This is a genomic window from Streptomyces sp. NPDC001822, assembly GCF_042892135.1.
Taxonomy (GTDB): Bacteria; Actinomycetota; Actinomycetes; order Streptomycetales; family Streptomycetaceae; genus Streptomyces.
The window spans coordinates 268,913-293,115 of sequence record NZ_JBIATW010000008.1; the positions used below are offsets into that span (position 1 = coordinate 268,913).

At 69.3% G+C, this 24,203-nt stretch carries 19 protein-coding genes, 1 tRNA gene and 3 pseudogenes; 14 read left to right on the forward strand and 9 right to left on the reverse strand.

The genetic code is table 11. The annotated features are described in order from the left end of the window. Positions 1-2: 2 nt before the first annotated feature. The 10 genes and pseudogenes from ACFYY2_RS20665 (at position 3) to ACFYY2_RS20710 (ending at position 12,068) form a co-directional block, all read left to right on the forward strand. A complete protein-coding gene (locus ACFYY2_RS20665) occupies positions 3-1,187 on the forward strand; it encodes an RNA polymerase sigma factor (protein WP_388745088.1) in 1,185 nt (394 codons plus the stop codon). Between the two features lie 138 nt (positions 1,188-1,325). Further along, positions 1,326-1,591, forward strand: a pseudogene (locus ACFYY2_RS20670) (transposase); the annotation flags it as partial. 154 nt (positions 1,592-1,745) lie between these two features. Further along, positions 1,746-4,280 carry a Pls/PosA family non-ribosomal peptide synthetase gene (locus tag ACFYY2_RS20675; RefSeq protein ID WP_388744888.1) on the forward strand — a complete coding sequence of 845 codons (2,535 nt, stop codon included), beginning with the start codon at positions 1,746-1,748 and terminating at the stop codon, positions 4,278-4,280. Next, the gene (locus ACFYY2_RS20680) at positions 4,277-6,751 is read left to right on the forward strand and encodes an amino acid adenylation domain-containing protein (RefSeq protein ID WP_388744890.1); all 2,475 of its coding nucleotides are present in this window, start codon (positions 4,277-4,279) and stop codon (positions 6,749-6,751) included. The genes ACFYY2_RS20675 and ACFYY2_RS20680 overlap by 4 nt, the downstream gene beginning before the upstream one ends. A gap of 28 nt (positions 6,752-6,779) precedes the next feature. Next, entirely contained in the window at positions 6,780-7,787 is a 1,008-nt protein-coding gene (locus ACFYY2_RS20685; protein ID WP_388745090.1) for a TauD/TfdA family dioxygenase, read from the forward strand. Further along, positions 7,784-8,854: a 2,3-diaminopropionate biosynthesis protein SbnB gene (gene sbnB / locus ACFYY2_RS20690; RefSeq protein ID WP_388744892.1), complete on the forward strand. Its 1,071-nt coding sequence runs from the start codon at positions 7,784-7,786 to the stop codon at positions 8,852-8,854. The genes ACFYY2_RS20685 and sbnB overlap by 4 nt, the downstream gene beginning before the upstream one ends. Positions 8,855-8,926: 72 nt before the next feature. Further along, complete coding sequence (gene sbnA, locus ACFYY2_RS20695; RefSeq protein ID WP_388744896.1) at positions 8,927-9,919, forward strand: 2,3-diaminopropionate biosynthesis protein SbnA; 993 nt, start codon at positions 8,927-8,929, stop codon at positions 9,917-9,919. 86 nt (positions 9,920-10,005) lie between these two features. Continuing rightward, positions 10,006-10,596: an ECF RNA polymerase sigma factor SigK gene (gene sigK, locus ACFYY2_RS20700; protein WP_388744898.1), complete on the forward strand. Its 591-nt coding sequence runs from the start codon at positions 10,006-10,008 to the stop codon at positions 10,594-10,596. Further along, positions 10,593-11,399 carry an anti-sigma factor domain-containing protein gene (locus ACFYY2_RS20705; protein ID WP_388744900.1) on the forward strand — a complete coding sequence of 269 codons (807 nt, stop codon included), beginning with the start codon at positions 10,593-10,595 and terminating at the stop codon, positions 11,397-11,399. The genes sigK and ACFYY2_RS20705 overlap by 4 nt, the downstream gene beginning before the upstream one ends. Before the next feature lie 246 nt (positions 11,400-11,645). Then, positions 11,646-12,068 (forward strand): ATP-binding protein, encoded by a 423-nt coding sequence (locus ACFYY2_RS20710; RefSeq protein ID WP_388744902.1) that lies wholly within the window; start codon positions 11,646-11,648, stop codon positions 12,066-12,068. A 125-nt stretch (positions 12,069-12,193) separates the two neighbouring features. Here ACFYY2_RS20710 and ACFYY2_RS20715 read toward each other — a convergent pair. The 3 genes from ACFYY2_RS20715 to ACFYY2_RS20725 all read right to left on the reverse strand — a co-directional run bounded on the left by ACFYY2_RS20715 (position 12,194) and on the right by ACFYY2_RS20725 (position 14,240). Beyond that, a tRNA-His gene (locus tag ACFYY2_RS20715) sits at positions 12,194-12,266 on the reverse strand. A gap of 123 nt (positions 12,267-12,389) precedes the next feature. Next, the gene (orn, locus tag ACFYY2_RS20720) at positions 12,390-12,998 is read right to left on the reverse strand and encodes an oligoribonuclease (protein WP_388744904.1); all 609 of its coding nucleotides are present in this window, start codon (positions 12,996-12,998) and stop codon (positions 12,390-12,392) included. Positions 12,999-13,007: 9 nt separating this feature from the next. Beyond that, on the reverse strand, positions 13,008-14,240 hold the full coding sequence (locus ACFYY2_RS20725; protein WP_388744906.1) for a helix-turn-helix domain-containing protein: 1,233 nt from the start codon (positions 14,238-14,240) through the stop codon (positions 13,008-13,010). Positions 14,241-15,066: 826 nt separating this feature from the next. Here ACFYY2_RS20725 and ACFYY2_RS20730 point away from each other — a divergent pair. Beyond that, complete coding sequence (locus ACFYY2_RS20730) at positions 15,067-15,588, forward strand: universal stress protein (protein ID WP_329037531.1); 522 nt, start codon at positions 15,067-15,069, stop codon at positions 15,586-15,588. Between the two features lie 128 nt (positions 15,589-15,716). On the opposite strand, the gene glmS is transcribed toward ACFYY2_RS20730, so the two are convergent. The 3 genes and pseudogenes from glmS to ACFYY2_RS20745 all read right to left on the reverse strand — a co-directional run. After that, complete coding sequence (glmS, locus tag ACFYY2_RS20735) at positions 15,717-17,546, reverse strand: glutamine--fructose-6-phosphate transaminase (isomerizing) (protein WP_388744909.1); 1,830 nt, start codon at positions 17,544-17,546, stop codon at positions 15,717-15,719. Between the two features lie 55 nt (positions 17,547-17,601). Next, positions 17,602-17,877 carry a hypothetical protein gene (locus ACFYY2_RS20740; RefSeq protein ID WP_388744912.1) on the reverse strand — a complete coding sequence of 92 codons (276 nt, stop codon included), beginning with the start codon at positions 17,875-17,877 and terminating at the stop codon, positions 17,602-17,604. Positions 17,878-18,014: 137 nt separating this feature from the next. Then, positions 18,015-18,647, reverse strand: a pseudogene (locus ACFYY2_RS20745) (IucA/IucC family protein); the annotation flags it as partial. 11 nt (positions 18,648-18,658) lie between these two features. Here ACFYY2_RS20745 and ACFYY2_RS20750 point away from each other — a divergent pair. Next, positions 18,659-19,168, forward strand: a pseudogene (locus ACFYY2_RS20750) (Tn3 family transposase); the annotation flags it as partial. Between the two features lie 75 nt (positions 19,169-19,243). Here ACFYY2_RS20750 and ACFYY2_RS20755 read toward each other — a convergent pair. Further along, positions 19,244-19,888: a dihydrofolate reductase family protein gene (locus ACFYY2_RS20755; RefSeq protein ID WP_388744914.1), complete on the reverse strand. Its 645-nt coding sequence runs from the start codon at positions 19,886-19,888 to the stop codon at positions 19,244-19,246. 200 nt (positions 19,889-20,088) lie between these two features. Between ACFYY2_RS20755 and ACFYY2_RS20760 the strand changes: the two genes are divergently transcribed. Next, positions 20,089-20,457 (forward strand): YciI family protein, encoded by a 369-nt coding sequence (locus ACFYY2_RS20760; RefSeq protein ID WP_388744916.1) that lies wholly within the window; start codon positions 20,089-20,091, stop codon positions 20,455-20,457. Next, positions 20,454-21,710: an RNA polymerase sigma factor gene (locus ACFYY2_RS20765; RefSeq protein ID WP_388744919.1), complete on the forward strand. Its 1,257-nt coding sequence runs from the start codon at positions 20,454-20,456 to the stop codon at positions 21,708-21,710. The genes ACFYY2_RS20760 and ACFYY2_RS20765 overlap by 4 nt, the downstream gene beginning before the upstream one ends. Before the next feature lie 131 nt (positions 21,711-21,841). On the opposite strand, the gene ACFYY2_RS20770 is transcribed toward ACFYY2_RS20765, so the two are convergent. Next, positions 21,842-22,870, reverse strand: a complete 1,029-nt coding sequence (locus ACFYY2_RS20770) for an ABC transporter substrate-binding protein (protein WP_388744921.1) — start codon at positions 22,868-22,870, stop codon at positions 21,842-21,844. Between the two features lie 162 nt (positions 22,871-23,032). Then, the gene (locus ACFYY2_RS20775) at positions 23,033-24,199 is read right to left on the reverse strand and encodes an acyl-CoA dehydrogenase family protein (RefSeq protein ID WP_388744923.1); all 1,167 of its coding nucleotides are present in this window, start codon (positions 24,197-24,199) and stop codon (positions 23,033-23,035) included. Positions 24,200-24,203: the final 4 nt, after the last annotated feature.

The window sequence follows — 24,203 nt, forward strand, 5'->3', positions numbered from 1 at the left end:
CGATGGACGAGGCCCTGCTCCGCAGCCTCACACCGAGTGTGCTTGCCGTCCTCGTCCGCCGCGGAGCCGACTTCGCGGCGGCCGAGGACGCCGTGCAGGACGCGTTGGTCGAGGCGGTCCGCAGCTGGCCCTCCGAGGTGCCACGTGACCCGAAGGCGTGGCTGGTCACCGTGGCCTGGCGCCGGTTCCTCGACGCGACGCGCGCGGACTCCGCCCGCCGTCGGCGCGAGGACCTCGCCGACGAGGAACCGGCACCCGGGCCCGCACCGGCCGTGGACGACACGCTCCAGCTCTACTTCCTGTGCGCCCACCCGTCGCTGACGCCGTCGTCCGCGGTCGCGCTCACCCTGCGCGCCGTGGGCGGGCTCACCACCCGCCAGATCGCCCGGGCCTACCTGGTGCCCGAGGCGACCATGGCGCAGCGCATCAGCCGCGCCAAACGCACGCTGGCCGGCAACGGGGTCTCGCCGCGCAGCGGCGAGGCGGGGGCCCGGGGAGGGTTCGGCCGGCCCGGCGACGTGGCCACCGTGCTGCGCGTCCTCTACCTGGTCTTCAACGAGGGCTACTCCGGTGACGTCGACCTGGCCGCCGAGGCCATCAGGCTCACTCGGCAGGTCACGGCGCTGGTCGACCATCCGGAGGCGGCCGGGCTGCTCGCCCTCATGCTGCTTCACCACGCCCGGCGCGCCGCCCGGACCGCCTCCGACGGCAGTCTGGTGCCGCTCGCCGAGCAGGACCGGAGCCGGTGGGACACCGGAGCGATCGCCGAGGGTGTCGCGATTCTCCAGGCCGCCCTTGCGCGCGACCGGCTGGGAGAGTTCCAGGCCCAGGCGGCCATCGCAGCCCTCCACGCGGACGCCCCCACCGCCGAGGAGACCGACTGGGGGCAGATCGTCGAGTGGTACGACGAACTCGCGGGACTCACGGACAGCCCCGTCGTCCGCCTCAACCGCGCGGTGGCCGTCGGCGAGGCCGACGGACCGCGCGCCGGCCTGGCGGCACTCGCGGCGCTGGACCCCTCACTGCCCCGCCACGCCGCCGTGGCGGCGTACCTCCACGAGCGCGACGGCGACCCGGTGACGGCGGCACGCTTGTACGCCGAGGCCGCGCTCAAGGCGCCGGACCTCGCCGAGCGCGACCACCTGACGCGCCAGGCCGCCCGGCTCAACGCCCGTGGGCCCCGCTGACGGGCCGCGCCGCCCGGAAGCCGCCACGGCGGCGTAAGGAAACAGCCCCTGACCTGTCGCAGCGAGAGCACCATCTCCTGGCGTGACTCGACACCACAGACCAAGCACCCGATTCCGGGATGGAACACGGGGAGAAGGCGACCTCTGATCGTCGACCGCAGGGCACCCGCTCGCCGTCACGATCCCCGGCGGAAACCGCCACGACTCATCCAGCTCCTTCCACTGCTGGATGCGCCGATCGGGGCTACTTCGACACGTACCGCCGACTGCTGTGGAAGCAAGGCATCAAGCCGATGATCGCCCGGCACGGCGTCATGCGCGGCTCCGGGCTGGGCGAGGTGCGCTGGGTGGCCGAGCGTGTCTTCGCCTGGCTGTACCAGTTCGAGCGGCTCCGCGTCCGCTACTGACTCCCCACCTATGGTCGAAGATCGTCCTAATCAGTATCAAATAGGGGCAAACTTTCACGCCTCCGGTCTCGAATGCTTGGTAGAGAGCGTCCGCGTACGGCTCACCTGGAGTCGTATTCGACGCGGAACGCGCCTTCCGAAGGAGTTGCTCATGACCGGAACGCGGGTCGACACGTTGCTCCCGCCCGGGGATGCCTCCGCCCCTTACGAACCCGAACCGGTCGCCCGCATCGAAGCGGCACTCGCCGCAGTGCTGGCCGACGTCCTGCGACGGGATCATGTAGCAGCCGACAGTCACTTCTTCGAGGACTTGGGCGCTGATTCGCTGGTGATGGCTCACTTCTGCGCGCGAGTCAGAAAGCACGCCGTCCTTCCACCTGTCGCGATGCGCGATGTCTACGCACACAGCACCATCCGCAGTCTTGCCCTCGCGCTGACGACCGATGTGGCCACCGCACCCCTCGAACCGGCGCACCCAGTCCTCGCCCCGTCGTCCCCGGCGCCGACGAGCGCTTCGGGCAGGCCCAGGTACGTTCTGTGCGGGTTGTTGCAGTTTCTCGCGTTCCTCGTCTACTCATGCCTCGTCGCGTTCGTCGGTGTCCGGGGCTACGAGTGGATATCAGCCGGGTCCAGCGTGCTCGACGCGTACTTCCGGTCGGCCGTCTTCGGTGCTGTGGTGTTTCTGGGACTGTCGGTCGCGCCAATACTCGTCAAGTGGATCCTTGTGGGGCACTGGAAGCCTCAGCAGATCCGTATCTGGAGTCTTGCCTACTTTCGGCTCTGGGTCGTCAAGACGCTCGTCCGCTCGGACCCGCTCGTGCTCTTCGTCGGATCGCCGCTCTACACGCTCTACCTCAGGGCGCTGGGAGCGCGGATCGGGGTGGGCGTCGCGATCTTCTCCCGTCATGTGCCCGTCTGTGCGGACTTGCTGACTGTCGGTGATTTCGCGGTCATCCGCAAGGACTCGTTCTTCACCTGCTACCGCGCCCGCGACGGGCTGATCGAGACCGGCAGGGTGACGCTCGGGAAGGACGTGGTCGTTGCCGAGGCCTCGGTGCTCGACATCGGGACGTCCCTTGGCGACGGCGCCCGGTTGGCCCATGCGTCCGCTCTCCACAGCGGGCAGGAGATACCCGCCGGTGAACACTGGCACGGTTCACCGGCGCGGCGCGCGGGCGGGGAGTACCCGGTGGTGGAGCCCGCGTCCTGCGGCCCCGTGCGCAGGACGGTCCACTGTGTGACGCAGCTGCTCAGCGCACTGCTCGTGTATCTCCCGCTTGCCGTCGGCGGCATCGGGATCCTGCTCGTCGAGGCCCCGCAGTTGTCCGCGGTTCTCGAACCAGGGCCCTCGATCCTCACCACATGGGTGTTCTACCGCGACGCCCTGGCCATCACCTTCGTGCTGCTCTTCGTGATCATGCCGCTCGGCTTCCTCCTTCTCGCCACGGTCCCCCGGCTGCTCGGCCGCACCATCGTGCCGGACAAGGTCTATCCGCTCTACGGCTTCCACTACGGAGTGCACCGGGCGATCACCCTGATGACCAACCGGCCTTTCCTGACAAGGCTGTTCGGCGACAGCTCCGCCATCGTCCCCTATCTCCGTCTGCTCGGGTACGACCTCTCCCGGGTCGAGCAGACAGGATCGAACTTCGGGACCGAGGTCAAGCACGAGACGCCCTATCTCAGTACGGTCGGGACGGGGACGATGGTCGCCGACGGACTGTCGATCAACAACGCGGAGTTCTCCAGCACCTCCTTCCGCGTCTCCCGTACAGCCATTGGACCGCAGAACTTTCTGGGCAACAGGATCGCCTACCCCGCCCGCGGCCGAACCGGGGCCAACTGCCTGCTGGCGACCAAGGTCATGGTCCCGGTCGACGGACGGATCCGGGAGGGAGTCGGCCTCCTGGGCTCGCCCAGCTTCGAGATACCCCGGTCCGTCCAGCGGGACAGCAGCTTCGACCCCATGAAGAGCGGCGAGCATCTGCGCGTCCGCCTGGCCACGAAGAACAGGCACAATGCCGGCTCCATGGGTCTGTATCTGCTTGTCCGGTGGATCTACGCGTTCGTGCTCACGCTCGTCGTGTCGGGATCCGCCGAGCTCTACACCTCCATCGGCGCCGTCTCCGTAGCGCTGGGCAACGTCTTCGTCGTGCTCGTCAGTGCCGTGTACTTCGTCCTCGTGGAACGTGTGGCCACGGCCTCCCACGCTCCGGGCCCGCTGTTCTGCTCGATCTACGACAGCCGCTTCTGGCAGCGTGAACGCTACTGGAAGGTGCCGTCAGAGACGTACCTCAAGGCCTTCGACGGGACTCCCTTCAAGGGGCTGATCTGGCGACTGCTGGGGGTGCGGATCGGACGCAGGGTCTTCGACGACGGTTGCAGCCTGACGGAGCGCACGATGGTCACCATCGGTGACGACTCCACGCTCAACACCGGCAGCGTCGTGCAATGTCACTCGCAGGAGGACGGCGCGTTCAAGTCCGACCGTTCCGCCATCGGAAGCGGCTGCACGCTCGGGGTCGGAGCCTTCGTGCACTACGGCGTCACCATCGGCGACGGAGCGGTGCTCGCGCCGGACTCCTTCCTCATGAAGGGTGAATCGGTCCCGGAGAACGCCCGGTGGGGCGGAAATCCCGCTCAGAGCGACGGGGCAGCTTCTCGCAGTGAGGAGGCGACACGATGAATACGCCGATACGCACCAGCGCGGAGTACTGGCGCGATGTGCTCGCCGCCGGAGGGGTCACCGAGGTGGCCCGGTGGACTCGCACACCAGTGCCCGGCACCGCCGATGCCGAGGCGGTCATCCCTCGAGCGCTGGTCGCCGAACTGGACGATCTGACGACCTCGATGCGGGTCTCCGCCACCTCGCCGATGCTGGCCGCCCACGCCAAGGTGCTCTCCCTGTTGACCGGGGAATCCGCCGTCACCACGGGCTATGCCACGGCCTGTGGTCCCCTGCCGTGCCGGCTGACAACCGGTGCCGTCTCGTGGCGGACGCTGTTGCAGCACGCGCACCGCACAGAAGCGGGGCTACTGGCCCACAAGGACTTTCCCGTCGACGCGCTCCGCGCGGAGCTGGGTCTCCCGCCCACCGCACTCGAGACGGTGTTCGATCCCGCCGGCGACAGTGAACCGGCAAAGGACACCGTGCTCCAGGTGGCGGTCACCCGTCGCGACGGCGGGACCGTACTCCGGCTGCGGTACAGGACCGAGGTTCTCGACGAGGAGTACGCCAACAGAATCATCGGCTACCACCTCGCCGCGCTCAGGCTGATCGCGGCTGATCCGGATATGCCGCACGGGCGACAGAGCCTGTTGTCCCAGGAGGAACTCCGCCACCAGATCGACGGGCTCGCGGGGCCGCACCGCGAAGTCCCCGACCTGCGCTTCCACGCGCTGTTCGAACAGCGGGCGCACGCAGGCCCGAACGCGGTCGCCGCGGTCGAGGGCGAACGGCAGTGGACCTACCAGCACCTCAACGACCGGGCCAACCGGCTGGCACACGCCCTGCTGGGCGCCGGGCTCGGCCGGCAGGACGTCGTCGCCGTGGTGACGGAACGAAATCTGGACTGGTTGACCGCAGTCCTCGCGATCCTCAAGGCGGGCGGCGTATACCTGCCCGTCGAACCCCACTTCCCGGCCGACCGCGTCGCCACGATGCTCAGCCGGGCCGACTGCGGGCTGGTGCTCACCGAACCCGGCAGCACCACCTCGCTCGACCGTGCCGTTGACTCCTTGCCATGGGTGCGGACATGGTTCATCGGCACGCGCTGCGAGGAGAGCGACGAGACGTCCGATCCCTGCGTGCCGGTCGCCCCGGACGATCTCGCGTACGTCATCTTCACCTCAGGCTCCACCGGCGAACCCAAAGGCGCGATGGTGGAGCACGCCGGAATGCTCAACCACCTCTTCGCGAAGGCCGAGGATCTGGGGATCGGGGAGGGCGATGTGGTCGCCCAGACCGCACCCCAGTGCTTCGACATCTCCGTGTGGCAGCTCCTGTCCGCACTGCTGGTCGGCGGACGCACCCTGCTGGTCGAGCAGGAGGCGATTCTGGACGTCCGCAAGCTCGTCGACACACTGGCCGACGGCAGGGCCGGTGTCCTTCAGGTGGTCCCGTCCTACCTCGACGCGGTTCTGGCCTTCCTGGAACGGCACCCGCGCGAACTGCCGGACCTGCGATGCGTGTCGGTCACCGGCGAAGCACTGAAGAAGGGCCTCGTCCAGCGCTGGTTCACCGCCATGCCGGGTGTCAGGCTGGTCAACGCCTACGGCCTGACCGAGACGTCCGACGACACCAACCACGCGATCATGGACAGGGTGCCGGACACCGACGGTGTGCCACTCGGCCGCCCGGTCAAAAACGTACGCGTCTACCTCCTCGGCGAGCATCTCTCCCTGGTGCCGCTCGGCGCCCCGGGTGCCATCGCTCTCTCCGGAATCTGCGTCGGCCGTGGGTACATCAACGATCCGGAGCGGACGCGGGCGGTCTTCCTGCCGGATCCGTTCCGCCCGGGCGAGCGTCTCCACCTGGGAGGGGACTACGGACGCTGGCTCCCCGACGGGCAGCTGGAATTCCTCGGCCGCCGGGACTCACAGGTCAAGATCCGCGGATTCCGGATCGAGATCGGTGAGATCGAGAACGCACTGCTGCAGGCGGCAGGCGTGCGGGACGGCGCAGTGGTGGTCGCCGAACGGGCCGGGCGAGGACGGCAGCTGATCGCCTTCTACAGCGGCGGTCGTCCTCTCAGCGCCGAGGTTCTGCGGGATCATCTCGGCAGTACCCTGCCCGCCTACATGGTTCCGTCGGCCTTCCACTGGCAGAAGGCCCTGCCGCTGACCGCAAACGGGAAGATCGACCGCCGGGAACTGGCGGTACGGGCAGCGGAGTCGGACAGGACCGTCGTGGACGAGAACGACAACCTGCCCCACACACCCACCGAGCAGCGTCTGGCGGCGGTCTGGGCCGAGGTGCTCGGCGTACCCCGGAAGCTCATCGGGCGGCAGGACAACTTCTTCGACCGCGGAGGCACCTCACTGTCGGCGGTCAAGGTGGCGATCTCCCTGGACCGAGAGGTGTCGCTCAAGGACCTGGTCCTTCACCCCGTACTCACCGAACTCGCCGCCTGCGTTGACGCACGTTCCACCTCGTGAACCGATCACAAACCGTGAGGAGATCATGATGACTGCGATGGAAAGGACGGCCGCTCCGCTCGAACTGGACTGGGGACCGGACCGGCCCGCGATGCTGGAGGTCCAGGCCGCCGGCGATCCGGCAGGCTGGGCGGCCGGAGCCCGGGACGGGCTCCACGCCGCACTCGTCGAACACGGTGCCGTCCTGGTCCGCGGACTGGGCCTGCACGACGCAGACGGCGTCACCGCGGTCCTCGAGCGGCTCGCCGCCGAACCCGTGACGGAACGGGAGACCTTCGCGCCCAGGCAGACGTACTCGCCCGGCGTCCACTCATCCTCCCCATGGCCGCCGAACCAACCGATGTGCATGCACCATGAATCGAGCTACACGCTGGGCTCACCCGGCCTGCTGCTCTTCGCCTGCCTCTCGGAACCCACGACGGGCGGAGCCACCTGCCTCGCCGACGCGTCGGGCGTCCTCGACGCCCTGCCCAGCGGGCTGACCGAGAGGTTCGAGCGCGAGGGATGGCTTCTGACCCGCAGCTACAACGGCGAGATCGGAGCCACGGTGGCCGAGGCGTTCGGCACCGACGACCGTGATGCGGTGGAGCGCTATTGCCACGACCACGCCATCGCCTGCTCCTGGCAGCCCGACGGAGGGCTGCGCACCGCGCAACGGCGCAGCGCCGTAGTGCGTCACCCGGATGACGGACGGCGCTGCTGGTTCAACCAGATCGCGTTTCTGAACGAGTGGACGCTGGCACCCGAGGTGCGCGAGTACCTCGTCGACGAGTACGGACCCGACGGGCTGCCGTTCAACACGAGGTACGGCGAAGGCGAGGCCATCGGAGAGGACGTCGTCCAGCTCATCAACTCGGTCTACGAGGAGCACACCGTGAGCCGGCCGTGGAAGTCCGGTGACCTGCTCCTCGTCGACAACATCCGTACCGCGCACAGCAGGGAGGCCTACGAGGGACCTCGCGAGGTCGTCGTAGCCATGGCCTCGCCGACCGGGATGGCCGCCTGCTCACCAGTGATCGAGAAGGTGCAGCGATGAACACGAATCGCACGGGTTCGCCCGTATCCATCAAGGCCGAGCACGTCACCGTTCCCTCGTTCGCGGTGATCCCCGGCAGCCAGGTCCGAAGCGCCCTCGAAGGGCGTGAGAAGGAGATCGTGGAGGTGGTCGAAGCGGCCTACCGGCTGCACGGTGCGGGCCGGACGGTGAACCCGCCCTCCTCATTCCTGCGCTTCCCTGACCGCGCTGCCTCCCGGATGATCGCGCTGCCCGCTTCCCTCGGCGGCGATTCGCCGGTGGACGGCCTGAAGTGGATCTCCAGCTTCCCTGACAACGTGAGGTCCGGTGTCCCCCGTGCCTCGGCCGTGCTGATCCTCAACGACCCGGGCTCGGGCTACCCGTTCGCCTGTCTGGAGGCCTCGATCATCAGTGCCACGAGAACGGCCGCGTCCGCCGTCTCGGCGGCCGACCGGCTCAGCCGCGACCGGCCGCGTCCCACCCGTGTCGGCTTCTTCGGCACGGGCCTGATCGCCCGGTACATCCACACGTTCCTCGAGGGCTCGGGCTGGTCGTTCGACGACATCGGGGTGTACGACGTCTCCCCGGAGAGCGCGGCCGGATTCCGGCTGTACGTGGAACAGTCCGGCAGCACCGCCCCCGTGACGGTGCACGACTGCCCGGAGAATCTGATCCGCACCAGCGATCTCGTGGTCTTCGCGACCGTAGCCGGCACGCCTCATGTCGAGGATCCGGCGTGGTTCGGCCACAACCCCGTGGTGCTGCACGTCTCGCTGCGCGATCTCGCCCCGGGGGTCCTGCTGGCCTCCACCAACATCGTGGACGACATCGAGCACTGCCTCAGGGCGGCCACCTCCCCTCATCTGACCGAGCAGCTCACGGGCAACCGGGACTTTGTGCACGGCACGCTGGACGACGTGATCGCGGGGCGGGTGACCGTGCCGAGGGACCGGCCTGCGGTCTTCTCGCCGTTCGGACTCGGCGTGCTCGATCTCGCAGTCGGCGGCTTCGTCTATGACCGTGTCGCCCGCTCCGGCGAACTGCGCACCCTCGACGACTTCTTCCACGAAAGGCGCCGCTACGGGTGAGGGCGGTCACCCCGCACCGGATTCGGCCCGCCCAGCAGGCCCACTGGAAGACGTTCGGAAGAGGAGTTCACCGTGCCGGTCATCACTGTTCCCCAGGCCTTCGACGAAGAAGACCTTTATGTGGACATCGAACGAATTTTCGGTGAGGCGCTGCTCCTCAAATGTGAGGGCTTCAACTTCGCCGGCTCGATCAAGCTGAAGGCCGCTGCCGCGATGGTGGCATCGGCCGAGCGCGACGGCAGCCTGACGGCTGATTCCGTACTCGTCGAGTCCTCCTCAGGGAACCTCGGCGTGGCACTGAGCATGATCGCGGCCAGTAAGGGCTACCGGTTCGTATGCGTGACGGACTCACGCTGCAACCTCGGCACCCGGCTGATGATGGAGGCTCTCGGCGGCGAGGTTCAGCTGGTGGCCGGCCAGGAGGCCGGCGGCGGTTTCCTCGGAGCACGGCTGGACCACGTCCGGCGCCTGTGTGCTTCCGACGACCGGTACGTGTGGCTGAGCCAGTACTCCAATCCGGCCAACTGGAGGGCGCACTACCGAACGACGGCTGTGGAGATCGCCCGTTCTTTCCCGCGGCTGGACGTGCTGTTCGTGGGGGCCGGGACGACTGGGACGCTGATGGGCTGCGCACGGTTCTTCCGGGCCTGGCACCGTCCGGTACGGATGGTCGCGGTGGACACCATCGGCTCGGTGGCGTTCGGGGGAGACCCCGGCCGCCGAATGATCCCGGGGCTGGGCATGAGCATGCGTCCACCGCTCCTGGACGAGTCGTACGTGGACGAGGTGGTGAGGGTCGAGGAGGCGGACGCGGTCCGCGCCTGCCGCCGCCTGGCCAGGAGCGGCTTCCTCTTCGGCGGGTCCACCGGCACCGTGGTGAGCGGGGCGACCGACTGGCTGGCGCGCCACGGGACGCGGGACCTCACATCGGTGGCCATTGCGCCCGACCTCGGCGAGCGCTATCTCGACACCGTGTACCAGGACAACTGGGTCCAGGACCTCTACGGCGAAGATCCGCTCGACACCACGCGCCCACCGTCGCAGAACGCGAATTCACCGCTTTGATACACGTGAATGGCCTCCGCTGCCACGCGGTGCTTGTATCGCCGAGGAATGGTCTCTGTACCCGGTGTCGACAGCGAGGTATCCAGGTGCGATCCGCCGATCACGGAGAGGGAGCCGGCCAGCGGACGGACGAACCCGATCTGGACCAGCTGATGCTGCGGACGGCTGACGGGGACCGTGAGGCCTTCACCGGTGTCTACGACCGGGCCGCCGGACCGGTGATGGGCCTGGTCCACCGGGTCCTGAGAGACCCGGCGCAGTCGGAGGAGGTGGTCCAGGACGTGCTGCTCGAGGTGTGGCGCACATCCGGCCGGTTCCACCCCGGCCGGGGCAGTGCGATGACGTGGATCATGACTCTGGCCCACCGCCGAGCGGTGGACCGGGTGCGGTCGTCTCAAGCCAGAGCGGACCGCGAGCGCAGGGTGGCGGTGCTGACCCCTGGGCCGCCCTTCGACGACGTGACCGAGCAGGTCGAAACCCATCTGGAGTGGCAGAGGGTACGCCGCTGCGTGCACGCCCTCACCGATGTGCAGCGCGAGACGGTGGCACTCGCCTACTACGGAGGGCTCAGCTACAAGGAGGTAGCACAGTCGCTGGCCGTACCGCTGGGCACGGTGAAGACCCGCTTGCGTGACGGGCTGATCCGGCTGCGTGCCTGCCTGGGAGGGACGCCGTGAACACTGTGGACCCGCACGACGCGAGCGGTGCCTACGCCCTGCACGCCCTCCCCGAAGGCGAACGGCTGGCCTTCGAGCGGCACCTGGAGGATTGCGAGTCCTGCCGCGAGGAGGTCGCCGAACTACAGGCCACTGCCGCACTGCTGGGGCAGGCCGCGGCGGTGACTCCGCCGGCGGCACTGCGTGAGAAGGTGCTCCGCAAGGTAGCCACCACACCGCAGGAGGCGCCCGCCGGCCCCCGGGAGGCGCCCGTGCCGCCGCCGGCGGCACCCGTTGCGGCACAGCCGGTACCTGTCAGGGCGGCAGCGGACGGCCGAGCCTATGCTCCGGGCCCACTACCCCGTCTCGTGCTGGCGGCCTGCGTGGCAGCCGTGCTTGCCGGCCTCGGCATCGCCGCGTGGCAGTATCAGGAAGCCCAGGACGCCAGAGCCACGGCCGAGCAGGTGCACAAGCAGCAGGACGATGTGGCACGCGTGGTCACCGCGCCCGACGTCCAGCTCAGAACCCAGAAGCTGCGTGGCGGCGGCACAGCCACGGTCGCCGTCTCCCGCGCCGAGGACGCAGCCACGCTCGCCGTCCACGACCTGCCCCCACTTCCCGCGGGCAGGGAGTACGAGGCCTGGTTCATCGAGGACGGGACACCGGTGCCGGCCGGGCTGCTGAGCCGAAGCCCCGGCCGCCAGTTGACCCTGTTGGACGGGCCGGTCGACAATGCCACCGCCGTGGCCCTGTCCGTCGAACCCACAGGGGGCTCCGAACAACCCACCACCGACCCCCTCGGAGCGGTAGAACTCCCTGCCTGACACACAGCCCGCGCAACGCGGCTCCCGCTGACCGCCGCTGTCTTGCCGACTCCTGGGCGAAGGCCCGCTTTTTGCGCGAGATCGTCAGTTCACCCCAAACAATCCCACCGGTGCCTACGAATCCCTTGTGTAAAGCGCTCACGTCCCGGGTGACGATTCCGCCAGGATCGGGACCCGCCCTCCAGCGCCACCTCCGGTACCACGCCAGGCGCCGCAAGGCCGTCGCGGCATCATTGGAAACCTGTCATGACTACAACAGTCGTACCGACACTCACGCCAAGCCGACTCGGCACGCAGACCATCCCTCTGCCGTCCGCTCCGGAAGCTCCCGCGCATGCCCGCCGGGCGACCGTCGCCTTTCTCCACCGAACCCGGCCCGCACTCGACACCGGTCGGCATGACGATGCCCTGCTCATCGTGTCCGAACTGGTCACAAACGCGGTCCGGCATGCCCCCGGCCCCATCGCCCTCACCCTGACCACTACTGCGAGCACCCTGGAGATCGCGGTGACCGACTGCTCACGCATCGCACCAGCCCCGCGCCGCCCGGACCTGACCGACGGCACAGGGGGCATGGGCCTGCACATCGCCGAGGAACTAGGGGTCCGGATCTTCAGCGAACCACGTCCCGGCGGAAAGTGCGTGCACGCATCCTTCGAGGACGCCTGACATCGCCGAGCGGCGCCTACCGATGCCCGCACGGCAGCGATCCTTCTGCGACCGTGGGTCGGCCGGCCCGGAACACGAAGAAGCCCCTGATCTACGTTTCCGCAGATCAGGGGCTTCCCCTTCAGGGTGAGTAACGGGACTTGAACCCGCGACATCCTGGACCACAACCAGGTGCTCTGCCAGCTGAGCTATACCCACCATGTCGCCCGGTCCATTTCCTGACCGGCCGAGAAAAAGTGTACAGGGTCCGGGAGGGTGCTCGCGCCCGACTTCCTCAGGCGTGGCGCACGGGCCCCGGAGGGCCCGTGACCAGCGAGTCTCCTACGGCTGTCCGGCCGGCGGGGTGTGGCGTGCCGCGATCTCCTTGGCACGGGCCGAGTCCGGGCCGGGCTGCGGCACGAACACCGCGTCCCGGTAGTAGCGCAGCTCCGTGATCGAGTCGCGGATGTCCGCCAGCGCCCGGTGGTTCCCGTTCTTGTCCGGACTGTTGAAGTACGCCCTCGGGTACCAGCGGCGCGCCAGCTCCTTGACCGAGGACACATCGACGATCCGGTAGTGGAGATACCCCTCCAGCGACGGCATGTCCCGCGCGAGGAAGCCGCGGTCGGTGCCGACCGAGTTCCCGCACAGCGGAGCCTTGCCGGGCTCCTTCACGTGCTCGCTGATGTAGGCCAGGACCCGTTCCTCGGCGTCGGCCAGGGTCGTGCCCCCGGCCAGCTCGTCGAGGAGTCCCGAGGTGGTGTGCATCTGCCGCACCACCTCGGGCATGGTCTCCAGGGCCGCGTCCGGCGGGCGGATCACGATGTCCACCCCGTCGCCGAGCACGTTCAGTTCCGAGTCGGTGACCAGCGCGGCCACCTCGATGAGTGCGTCGTCCGTCAGCGAGAGCCCGGTCATCTCGCAGTCGATCCACACCATGCGATCGTTCATGAACCCACCCTACGGGGCGCTGCGCTGCCCCGGCAGGGCCGGGCGGCCCTGGACGTACGCCTCGGGACCCGGCCCGAAGCGCTCCCCGGCGCCCCCCGGACCCGTCGACGCGGTGACCGGGGACGGGCCGGGGGAGGCCGCGGCGGCGGCTCGACGGCTCGACGCCGTGCCCTGGACGGGCACGGACGTGTCGAGCGCCGTACTGACGCTCTCCAGCACCCCGCCCTGCGGACGGCGGGCCCGGTAGGCGGCCCTGTACGCGGCGGGGGAGGAGCCCAGCTGGCGGCGGAAGTGCCCGCGCAGCGCGACGGGTGAGCGGAAGCCGCAGCGCCCGGCGACCTCGTCGACCGAGTAGTCGGAGGTCTCCAGGAGCCGCTGCGCCTGCAGTACGCGCTGGGTGATGAGCCACTGGAGCGGTGCGCTGCCCGTGAGCGAACGGAACCTGCGGTCGAAGGTCCGCCTGCTCATGTAGGCGCGCGCGGCGAGCGTCTCCACGTCGAACTGCTCGTGGAGGTGCTCCAGTGCCCAGGCCACGACCTCGGCGAGCGGGTCGGAGCCGATCTCTTCGGGTAAAGACCTGTCCAGGTAGCGCTCCTGGCCGCCACTGCGCCGCGGCGGTACGACGAGCCGGCGCGCCAGCGCCCCGGCGGCCTCGGTGCCGTGGTCGGTACGGACTATGTGGAGGCACAGATCGATACCGGCCGCGGTCCCGGCCGAGGTGAGCACGTCGCCGTCGTCGACGAACAGCTCACGCGGATCGACGTGCACCGACGGGTAGCGCTTGGCCAGCGTCGGTGCGTACATCCAGTGCGTGGTGGCCGGCCGGCCGTCCAGCAGGCCGGCCGCGGCGAGGACGAAGGCCCCCGTGCACAGTCCGACGATGCGGGCACCCTCCTCGTGGGCGCGGCGCAGCGCGTCCAGGGCCTCGGCGGGCGGCGGGGAGGTGATGGACCGCCAGGCGGGCACCACGACGGTGCCGGCCCTGCTGATCGCCTCCAGGCCGTACGGCGTGCTGAGTTCGAGGCCGCCAGTGGTGCGCAGCGGTCCCTCCTCGCCTCCGCAGACCAGCAGGCGGTAGCGCGGAACTCCCGCGTCCTGCCGGTCGATTCCGAAGACTGAGAGCGGAATGGAGCTCTCGAAGATCGGGCCGCCGCTGAACAGCAGTACGGCTACCACTTCCCGGCGTCGCCGCCCGGAAAGCTTCCGTGCCACCTCCGTCGCGGTGGCGGAGTCCTGGCTCATGACGCTAAGCCCCCCTCGGTGTTCGCGTCTTCCTGGTCCCTACGGGCCTGTCGCTCCTGCACGTTTCCCCTCGGTCTTGCACGCGTCCCCAGCCTCCGACTCAAGATCGAATCTACTGCGTCCCGTGGTGCCGACGTGACACGTTCCCCCACCGGCACTATGTCGACAAGGCAACTTGGCGCGAAGCGTTCGATCACGAAGCGTTTCACCCACGGAGCCCCCTGGGAAGTGCGCCTCGCGATCATGGCCCGTCCCCATAGGGTCAAAGCGTACCGCGCGGTCTATTCCTGCCTGCTGGCACGTGGGTTGGGCGGCCATGACACCAAGGAAATGGGGTTCTGGTGAAGTTGGCCGAAAACTGACGGTCGCGTGCGCACATTCCAGTCATGCGACCGGCGCACGCCCCTTGTTCTCATGAGCCTCTGTGCGCCTCAGGTGCCTCTGTGAGCCGTCCTGACACCCGGGGTGAACGAAGCGCAGCGACGCGATGGCTGGGTGTGACGGCCCGGACGGGCGGGACCGGGTGGCGCATTCGGCCGCCTTGCACGTGTCGGTGCCGGAGCCGGCCCGAAGCCGGGCCGAAAGGTGTCAGTGGCTGTCGCGAGCTGCATGTAGAACACAACCGGCATTGCCATACCGGGGCCGTGTCCGGCATGCTCCCTCCATTGCCGCACGCGGGCTTCGCGAGGACTGGGCAGCGGAGGAGTGGCGCCGTACCCTTGGGGGTAGGGGCTTGGGAAGATGTTTCCCGGACACAGCTTCACCGCTCGCAGCCCCACCTCCGAACCGCTCTCTCCTCACGAGGACTCTCTTCGCCGAGACACCGATGGCCGGTCACGAAATCCCTGAACCCGCAGACCGCAAGCAGGTAGCCGACCCAGGGTCGGAGCCCCAGACGGTCGGAGAGTCGCGCCCTTCCTGCGATCCCGCCTTCCGGCATGGCGTCGTGGTCGGTTTCGACGGCTCCATGTCCAGCGAGCGCGCCCTCGCCTACGCCATCGGCATGGCGCACCGGCACAGCTCGGGCCTGATCATCGTCCACGTCGCGAACAGGCTTCCCACCACGGTGTGGGCGGGTTGCGAGCCGCCCGTGTTCGTGGACGTGCCCGACCACCGCACCGAGGTCCTCGGGCTGGAGCTGGCCTGCGCCGACTACCTCGCCGAGGTGCCCTGGGTCCTCGTCGAGCGGGGCGGGGACATCTGCCACGAACTCGAGGAGGTCGGCCGGGAGTACTCGGCCGACGCGATCGTCGTCGGTTCGACCCACGGCATCGTGGGCCGGATCTTCGGATCCGTGGCGGGCCGTCTCGCGCGCCGTGCCCAGCGCCCGGTCATCGTCATCCCCTGAGTCGCCCGCGTGCTTACCAGTCGTCATGCATGGTGTGAGGAAAGGCTCCTGACGTCGCGTCAGGAGCCTTTCCTCGATGCTTCCCGCAGTGTGCGGTGTTCTCCGCGGCGGGCGGCCGGCTGTTTCCGCTACTCGACGGTGACCGACTTCGCCAGGTTGCGCGGCTTGTCGATGTCACGGCCCATGGCCAGAGCCGTGTGGTAGGCGAGGAGCTGCAGCGGGATGCCCATCAGGATGGGGTCGAGCTCGTTCTCGTTCTTCGGGACGACGATCGTGTGGTCGGCCTTCTCCTGCTCGCGGTGGGCGACGGCGAGGATGCGCCCGCTGCGGGCCTTGATCTCCTCCAGTGCCGCGCGGTTCTTCTCCAGCAGGTCGTCGTCCGGGACGATCGCCACGGTGGGGAGCGCCGGCTCGATGAGCGCGAGCGGGCCGTGCTTCAGCTCCGAGGCCGGGTAGGCCTCGGCGTGGATGTAGGAGATCTCCTTGAGCTTCAGGGAGGCCTCCAGGGCCACGGGGTAGCCCCGGACGCGGCCGATGAACATCATCGACTGCGCGCCCGCGTACTCCTCGGCCAGCTTCTTGATGTCGTCCTCGGCCTCCAGGATCTGGCCGATCTGCTCGGGCAGCTTCCGCAGGCCCTCGATGATCCGCTTGCCGTCGGACACCGACAGGTCGCGGATGCGGCCCAGGTGCAGGGCGAGCAGGGCGAAGGCGACGACGGTGTTGGTGAAGCACTTCGTGGAGACCACGCAGACCTCGGGGCCGGCGTGGACGTACATGCCGCCGTCCGCCTCGCGGGCGATCGCCGAGCCGACGACGTTCACCACGCCCAGCACGCGCGCGCCCTTGCGCTTGAGCTCCTGCACGGCGGCCAGGACGTCGTAGGTCTCGCCGGACTGGGATACCGCGACGTACAGGGTGTCGGGGTCCACCACGGGGTTGCGGTAGCGGAACTCCGACGCGGGCTCGGCGTCCGCCGGGATGCGGGCCAGCTCCTCGATGAGGCCGGCGCCGATCAGACCCGCGTGGTAGGAGGTGCCGCAGCCCAGGATCTTGATCCGGCGGACACCGCGGGCCTCGCGGGCGTCCAGGTTCAGCCCGCCAAGGTGCACCGTGGAGAAGCGGTCGTCGATGCGTCCGCGCAGCACGCGGTCCACGGCGTCGGCCTGCTCGGAGATCTCCTTGTGCATGTACGTGTCGTGGCCGCCCATGTCGTACGACTCGGCCTCCCACTCCACCGTGGTCGGCGTGGCCGTCGTGGTCGAGCCCTCGGTGGTGTACGTGCGGAAGTCGTCGGCCTTGAGGGTGGCCATCTCGCCGTCGTCGAGGGTGACGATCTGGCGGGTGTGCGCGACCAGGGCCGCGACGTCGGAGGCGACGAACATCTCCTTCTCGCCGATGCCGAGCACGACCGGCGAGCCGTTGCGGGCGACGACGATGCGGTCGTTGAAGTCGGCGTGCAGGACGGCGATGCCGTACGTGCCCTCGACGGACCTCAGCGCCTCGCGGACCTTCTCCTCCAGGGTGAGCGCCTGCGAGCGGGAGATGAGGTGGACCAGCACCTCGGTGTCGGTCTCGGACAGGAAGACGATCCCGTCGGCGACGAGCTTCGCGCGGAGCTCGGAGGCGTTGTCGATGATGCCGTTGTGGACGACGGCGACCTTGTTCTCCGCGTCCAGGTGCGGGTGCGCGTTCTCGTCGCTCGGGGCGCCGTGGGTGGCCCAGCGGGTGTGGGCGATGCCCGTGGTGCCCGCGAACCGCTTGGGGACGCGGGCCTCCAGTTCGCGGACCCGACCCTTGGCCTTGACCGTCTTCAGCGTGCCGGCCTTGCCCGCGGCCGCCTTGCCCGTGATGACGATGCCCGCGGAGTCGTAGCCCCGGTACTCCAGCCGCTGCAGGCCTTCCAGCAGCAGCGGAGCCACGTCACGCTTGCCGATGTAACCGACGATCCCGCACATGGATTCTCTGCCCTCCGTCGACGTACAAAAGTCCGTGCCCGACCGCGCGTCCCGCTCAGCCGTAGACGATGCGGCGCAGCTGCCGGAGCGAGAGCTCCTGCGGTGCCACCGCGCGGTGCGGCAGCTCGGCCGCGATCCGCTCGAAGATCTCCGTGTTGACCAGGCCGCCCGACTGCAGCTCCCGGTGGCGGCGCCGGACGAAGGCCTCGGCCGTCTCGTCGAAGTACGCCAGCACGTCGAGGATCACCCTGGCCGCCTCACCGCGTTGCAGCGCGGTGGAGCGTACGAGGTGGTCGATGAGGTCGTCATGCGTGGGGCGGCGTTCGAGCACTCGTCGATATTGCGTGGATCGGGCTCGCTACGCAAGAAATCTGCCCGATATCGGGCAGGAATCTCGCACAGTGCGACTCGTTTGGCGGAAATGTCGCTTACGTCTCGATCGGGAGGCCCCGGTCCCGTGCCTGGGCGGTCGTCGAGGTCGAGCCCGAGGCCGTGCATCCGGGCGGCGAACCGGCCGGGGGACTCCTCACCCGGCTCGTCGGCGATCAGCCCCGGGCGGCCGAGGCCGGCGCCCGCGGCGAACGTGGCGTGATCACGCCGCGCGGCCGGTCGGGCGAGTGTGATTCCGGCCGCCGCCTCGGGGGCATACGCACGATATTCGTCCACCCCGAAACCGGGCCGCCCGTTGTTGGCGACAAAACAGGGGTGCCCTTCGGTCATGCCCGTCTCGATGACCTGGAAACCGGCCATGGAGGGCTGTGCGGACGTGGTCGGTTCCTTGGTCGGCCTGTACGCGGTTCCGGCCAGTGTGGAGGGGATCTCCGCCGACAGGCCGGGCGTGGAACGCGGTTCGACGAAGAAGTCCGGCGCGTCCAGGGGGAGGCCCGGGCGGTAAGTGCTGTCGGCCGTGCGGACGGTGTGGACTCCGCCGCCCTCGTCACGGGTAACCGACTGAACGGTTTGGTTGAACGGGATACTGCTCAGTCGTGCGGCCGCCCACCGGCAGTAGTCGTCGTGCTCGGCGCGCGGCGGGGGGAAGTTCTCCCGGTTCTCCCTGATGGGGAACGGGTAGAGCCTGCCGCGCTCCGGCCGGTACCGCAGGGGGTGCGGAGGAGATACGCGCGGTCTCCGCGCACGAGCTGGCCGCGATCGCGAAACGCCACTGCACCGCCAAGAACCTGGCCCGAGCCGGCGCTGACGTCGTCGACGCCCACCTCGACCTGGACCTGGTGCAGGCGTGGGGCAACGGATCGGTGGCAGCGGTGGACGGCACCATGATGGACGCCGCGGTCGATAATCCCCTCGCCGAGACGTCGATCCGCTACGGCGGCTATGGCGGCATCGCCCAGTCGTTCCCTGTTTTCGGGCTAGCGCATGTGTTGGGGATCGATCTTCTGCCCAGGATCCGGAACTTCCAGGACCTGACGTTCCACCGCCCAGACCCCGCGGTGCGATACCGGCACATCGACCAGTTGTTCTCCACCGACGCCCGCACAGCGATCGGCTGGGACCTTCTGCGCGGCCACTGGCCCGACCTCATGCAGGTGCTCGTTCGCTACTTGTCCGACCCCGCGCTGCGTGAGCAGATCCAGCGGGCGGCCAACAAGGCCGAGGCTGAGTAACCATCGCTCTGCGGCCCGCCTCAAGGCAGCCCCCGGGGGGCAAAACAGCCGACCGGGGCCAGCCTTGAGGTCCGGTCACTTTCGCCAGAACAGGTGGTGCGTCACCCCGCTCGGGCTGGGAACGACCTCCAGGTGGAACCGGTCGAGCAGTTCATCGGGGGACTCCCAGAGTCGTACTCCGGACCCGAGCTTCACCGGCGAGACCGCCACGTGCAGGGTGTCGACGAGGTCGGCGTCGAGGAACTGCCGGATGGTGGTGGCCCCGCCGCCGAGTCGGACGTCCTTGCCCTGCGCCGCCTCCCGGGCCTGTTCGAGGACCGTGGCAGGGTCGCCGTCGACGAAGTGGAACGTGGTGTCGGAGAGCGTGAACGAAGGACGCTTGTGGTGGGTCATGACGAACACCGGGGTGCGGAACGGGGGCTCGTCACCCCACCAGCCGCGCCACTCGTGGTTGTGCCAGGGCCCGCGCTGGGGACCGAACTTGTTGCGGCCCATGATCTCGGCGCCGATGTTGCGGGCGTAGTCCCGCGTGAGGTAGTCGTCGAGACCCCGGCTGCCCCCGGGGTCGGTGCGCATGGGCCAACTCGCAGTGGCGCCGGCCCAGGCGAACAGCCTCTCGGGCTCGACATGACCGAATGGCTTCTTGAGGGTCTGGTCCTTACCGGCACCGATTCCGTCACTCGAGACGTTGAAGTTCTGGACTCTCAGTAGCTGAGCCACGTGTTCCTCCTGTAAGGGCGATGACGGTGGCGGGACTTGGATCGTCACCGTGAGGTCGGAGCCGATCGACGGATCTTGACCCGTACCGGCAGAATCATCTGATCTGCTGAACCCGCCGCCGGCATGTCAAGAGCGGTTGGCCCGCGACGACCACCCGATGACGGTGCCCGACCGGGCGCCACGACGGTGAGGAGTTGGATATGAAGTTCCTGCTGATCATGCACATCAACCCGGCCATCATGGAGGAGCTGACTGAGGCCGAGCGCCAGGAGATCATGGAAGGCCACGGCGAGTTCATGAAGACGCTTGGCGAGTCCGGCGAGATGATCAGCACCGAGGCGCTGGCCGACCCGTCCCAGAGCTCCGTGGTTCGCGTCCGCGAGGGTGTGCCGGTCGTCACCGATGGTCCCTACCTGGAGGCCAAGGAGTTCCTGGGCGGCTACTACCTGGTGGACGTCGCGAGCAGGGACCGCGCGCTGGAGCTGGCCGCGATGATCCCGGACGCCCGGTTCAACGGCCTGGGCATCGAGGTCCGCCAGGTGATCTTCTCCGGAGGCCCGACTGCGTGAGCGCCGACCGCGCCACCATCGAGGGCCTGCTGCGCGCGCTGGCGCCGCAGGCCCTGGGCGCGCTGGTGCGCCGGTACGGGCAGTTCGAGCTGAGCGAGGACGCCGTGCAGGAGGCGCTGCTCGCCGCGGCGACGCGCTGGCCGGCCGAGGGCGTCCCGGACAACCCGCGCGGCTGGCTGACCACGGTCGCCGGTCGCCGCCTGGTCGACCAGATTCGCAGCGAACAGGCCCGGCGCCGACGCGAGGACGAGGTGGCCGCCCGGGAGCCGGATCCTACGTCGCCCGGACCCGGCGAGGACACCCCGGCCAACCGGGACGACACGCTCACCCTGCTGTTCCTGTGCTGCCACCCGGCGCTGAGCCCGGCCTCGCAGATCGCGCTGACGCTGCGCGCGGTCGGCGGCCTGACCACTGCGGAGATCGCACGCGCCTACTTCGTGCCGGAACCGACCATGGCGGCCCGGATCAGCCGGGCCAAGCAGCGGATCAGGGCCGTCGGCAGCGAGTTCACCATGCCGGTCGGGCAGGATCGGGTGGAGCGACTGCGGGCAGTGCTGCACGTGCTGTACGTGATCTTCAACGAGGGCTACACCGCCAGCTCCGGAGACCGGCTCCGGCGCGACGACCTGGCCGCCGAGGCGATCCGGCTGACCCGCCTGCTGCACCGGCTGCTGCCGGATGACGGCGCGGTGGCCGGCCTGCTGGCCCTGATGCTGCTCACCGACGCCCGCCGGGCCGCCCGCACCGGCCCGCACGGCGAGCTGATCCCGCTCGACGAGCAGGACCGCTCGCGCTGGGACCGCGGTCGCATCGCCGAGGGCGTCGCGATGGTCACTGCCGCGATGACCCGCTCGACACTCGGCCCCTACCAGTTGCAGGCAGCCATCGCCGCGCTGCACGACGAGGCGCCCAGCACCGGCGAGACCGACTGGCGTCAGATCAACACGCTGTACAAGATCCTGGAGCGGCTCTCGCCGAACCCGATGGCCAGCCTGAACCGGGCGGTGGCGGTCACCATGATCGACGGACCGCAGGCCGGCCTGGCCCTCCTGGACGAGCTGGCCGCAGACGACCGGATCACCGACCACCACCGGCTGCACGCGGTCCGCGCACACCTGCTGGAGATGGCCGGCGACCATCCGGCAGCCCGGGAGTACTACCACCGCGCCGCCCGCGGCACCACCAGCCTGACCGAGCGCCGCTACCTGGAAACCCGCGCCGCCCGACTGGCGCCACGTCCCGCCTCCGGCTGACCCGCCCCGCCCCGCCCCGCGCACGGGCCGGGCTCCGACGCACGCAGGCCCGGCCCGAAGTGGATCCGGGCCGGGCCTGCGTGCGTCACGTGCCGTGCGTCAGCTGCCGTGTGTCAGGCCGCCGTGGCGGGTCAGCCGGCCTTCTTGGCCTTCTCGATCGCCTCGGCGAGGGCGTCGAGGATCGGGGCGCACTTGGCGTACGAGTAGATGGGCTCCGTCGTGCGCGGGATGACCTGCCCGGCCTTCACGGCGGGCAGTCGGGCCCAGGTCGGCCTGGTGGCCAGGGCGTCGGGCTGGAGGGCCGAGGAGCGGTTGTCCATCATGATGATGTCCGCGTCGTACTTGTCGACGTTCTCCCAGCTCAGCTCCTCGAAGAAGCCGGCCTTGTTGACCTTCGGCTCGACGAACTTCACGCCGAGCTCCTGGAAGTACAGGGTGTCGGCGGACATCTTGGCGAGCGAGACGTAGAAGAGGTCCTGACTGGCCGAGCCGACCAGCACCTTGATGTTCGGCTGGGACTTCGCGGCGGCGCGCAGCCGGGCGGCCGCCTTCTCGAAGGCCGCCTTCGCGTCGGTGACCCTCTCGGCCTTCACATCGGCGCCGAGGGACGCGGCGAGGTCCTCGTGACGCTGGATCGCCTTCGGCACCGTGGTCTGCGCGGCCCACAGGGCGACGCTCGGGGCCAGCTCGAGGATCTTGTCCTTGGACTCGTCCGGCACGTACCAGAGGGCGTCCTTCTCCCACATGGCGGTGACCAGGAGGTCCGGCGCGAGGCCCGCGTACTTCTCGACGTTGAACTCGCCCCAGACGTTGCCCAGTACCTCGACCTTGCTGATGTCGAGGTCGCCGGCCTGCACGTCGGGCTTGCCGTCGGCGGTCTTCGTCGGGCCGAAGACGCCCTTCACCTCGACGCCGTAGTCGTGGAGCGCGGCGGCGACGCCGACGAAGGCGACTATGTTCTTCGGCGTCGACTTCGCCTCGGCGTTCTGGCCCCGGTCGTCCTTGAAGGACCAGGGGCCGGACTTGCCGGCGCCCGAACCCGAGCCGGAGCCCTTCGAGTCACTGTCCCCGCACGCTGCGAGGGCGGCACCGAGGCCTACGGCACCACCGGCGGCCAGCAGGCCGCGGCGGGAGAGTGAACTGGTCCGGAGGTTGGGCATGAGGGGGTCCGCTTTCGTACGCGCCGAGGGCGCCCGCTGACGATTCGAAGGAAGGCTAGCCTAACCTCACACACCGGGCGCGGCCGGGGCAAGGGGAAGCCGCCCTCCCGTCGTCCGGGAGGGCGGCTCGGGGTCGCCGGCGGGGCCGCGGGAGCCCTTCGCTCAGGCGTCCATGCCCAGTTCCCGGGCGATCAGCATCCGCTGGACCTCGCTCGTGCCCTCGCCGATCTCCAGGATCTTGGAGTCGCGCCACATCCGGGCCACCGGGTACTCGTTCATGAAGCCGTAGCCGCCGTGGATCTGTGTCGCCTCGCGGGCGTTGTCCACCGCGACGGTCGAGGAGTAGAGCTTCGCGATCGCCGCCTCCTTCTTGAACGGCTCGCCCGCCAGCAGCCGCGAGGCCGCGTCCCGCCAGCCGATCCGGGCCATGTGCGCCCGCGTCTCCATGTCGGCGATCTTGAACTGGATGGCCTGGTTGGCGCCGATCGGCTTACCGAAGGCGTGCCGCTCCTTCGCGTATTTCACCGACTCGTCCACACAGCCCTGGGCCAGGCCCGTCGACAGCGCCGAGATGGCGATCCGCCCCTCGTCCAGGATCCGCAGGAACTGGGCGTACCCGCGGCCCTCCTCGCCCAGCAGGTTCGCCGCCGGGACGCGCACGTCGGAGAAGGACAGCTCTCGCGTGTCCGAGGCGTTCCATCCGACCTTGGAGTACGGGGCGGCGACCGTGAAGCCCGGGGTGCCCGACGGCACGATGATCGAGGAGATGAGCGGCGCGCCGTTCTCCTTGCGACCGGTGACCGCCGTGACCGTCACCAGTTCGGTGATGTCCGTACCGGAGTTGGTGATGAAGCACTTGGAACCGTTGATGACCCACTCGCCGGCCGCCTCGTCCAGCACGGCGGTCGTGCGTGTGCCGCCCGCGTCCGAGCCGCCGTCCGGCTCCGTCAGCCCGAACGCGCCGAGCGCCTCGCCCGAGCAGAGCCTCGGCAGCCAGCGCTGCTTCTGCTCCTCGGTGCCGAAGCGGTAGACGGGCATGGCGCCGAGCGACACACCCGCCTCCAGTGTGATCGCCACGGAGGAGTCGACGCGGGCCAGCTCCTCCAGGGCGATCCCGAGGGCGAGGTAGTCGCCGCCCATGCCGCCGTACTCCTCCGGGAACGGCAGGCCGAAGAGGCCCATGCGGCCCATCTCGCGCACGATCTCGTAGGGGAACTCGTGGCGCTCGTAGAAGTCGCCGATCTTCGGGGCGATCACATCGTGTGCGAAATCCTCGACGGTACGGCGGAGTTCCTCGTGCTCGGCGGTCAGCCGGTGGTCAAGGGACATGGGG

What these genes read in the sequence shown, in the direction of transcription:
- ACFYY2_RS20665 (WP_388745088.1), top strand. Translation starts at nt 3, where the DNA reads ATGGACGAGGCCCTGCTCCGCAGCCTCACACCGAGTGTGCTTGCCGTC.
- ACFYY2_RS20675 (WP_388744888.1), top strand. Translation starts at nt 1,746, where the DNA reads ATGACCGGAACGCGGGTCGACACGTTGCTCCCGCCCGGGGATGCCTCC.
- ACFYY2_RS20680 (WP_388744890.1), top strand. Translation starts at nt 4,277, where the DNA reads ATGAATACGCCGATACGCACCAGCGCGGAGTACTGGCGCGATGTGCTC.
- ACFYY2_RS20685 (WP_388745090.1), top strand. Translation starts at nt 6,780, where the DNA reads ATGACTGCGATGGAAAGGACGGCCGCTCCGCTCGAACTGGACTGGGGA.
- sbnB (WP_388744892.1), top strand. Translation starts at nt 7,784, where the DNA reads ATGAACACGAATCGCACGGGTTCGCCCGTATCCATCAAGGCCGAGCAC.
- ACFYY2_RS20710 (WP_388744902.1), top strand. Translation starts at nt 11,646, where the DNA reads ATGACTACAACAGTCGTACCGACACTCACGCCAAGCCGACTCGGCACG.
- orn (WP_388744904.1), bottom strand. Translation starts at nt 12,998, where the DNA reads ATGAACGATCGCATGGTGTGGATCGACTGCGAGATGACCGGGCTCTCG.
- ACFYY2_RS20725 (WP_388744906.1), bottom strand. Translation starts at nt 14,240, where the DNA reads ATGAGCCAGGACTCCGCCACCGCGACGGAGGTGGCACGGAAGCTTTCC.
- ACFYY2_RS20730 (WP_329037531.1), top strand. Translation starts at nt 15,067, where the DNA reads ATGGCCGGTCACGAAATCCCTGAACCCGCAGACCGCAAGCAGGTAGCC.
- glmS (WP_388744909.1), bottom strand. Translation starts at nt 17,546, where the DNA reads ATGTGCGGGATCGTCGGTTACATCGGCAAGCGTGACGTGGCTCCGCTG.
- ACFYY2_RS20760 (WP_388744916.1), top strand. Translation starts at nt 20,089, where the DNA reads ATGAAGTTCCTGCTGATCATGCACATCAACCCGGCCATCATGGAGGAG.
- ACFYY2_RS20770 (WP_388744921.1), bottom strand. Translation starts at nt 22,870, where the DNA reads ATGCCCAACCTCCGGACCAGTTCACTCTCCCGCCGCGGCCTGCTGGCC.
- ACFYY2_RS20775 (WP_388744923.1), bottom strand. Translation starts at nt 24,199, where the DNA reads ATGTCCCTTGACCACCGGCTGACCGCCGAGCACGAGGAACTCCGCCGT.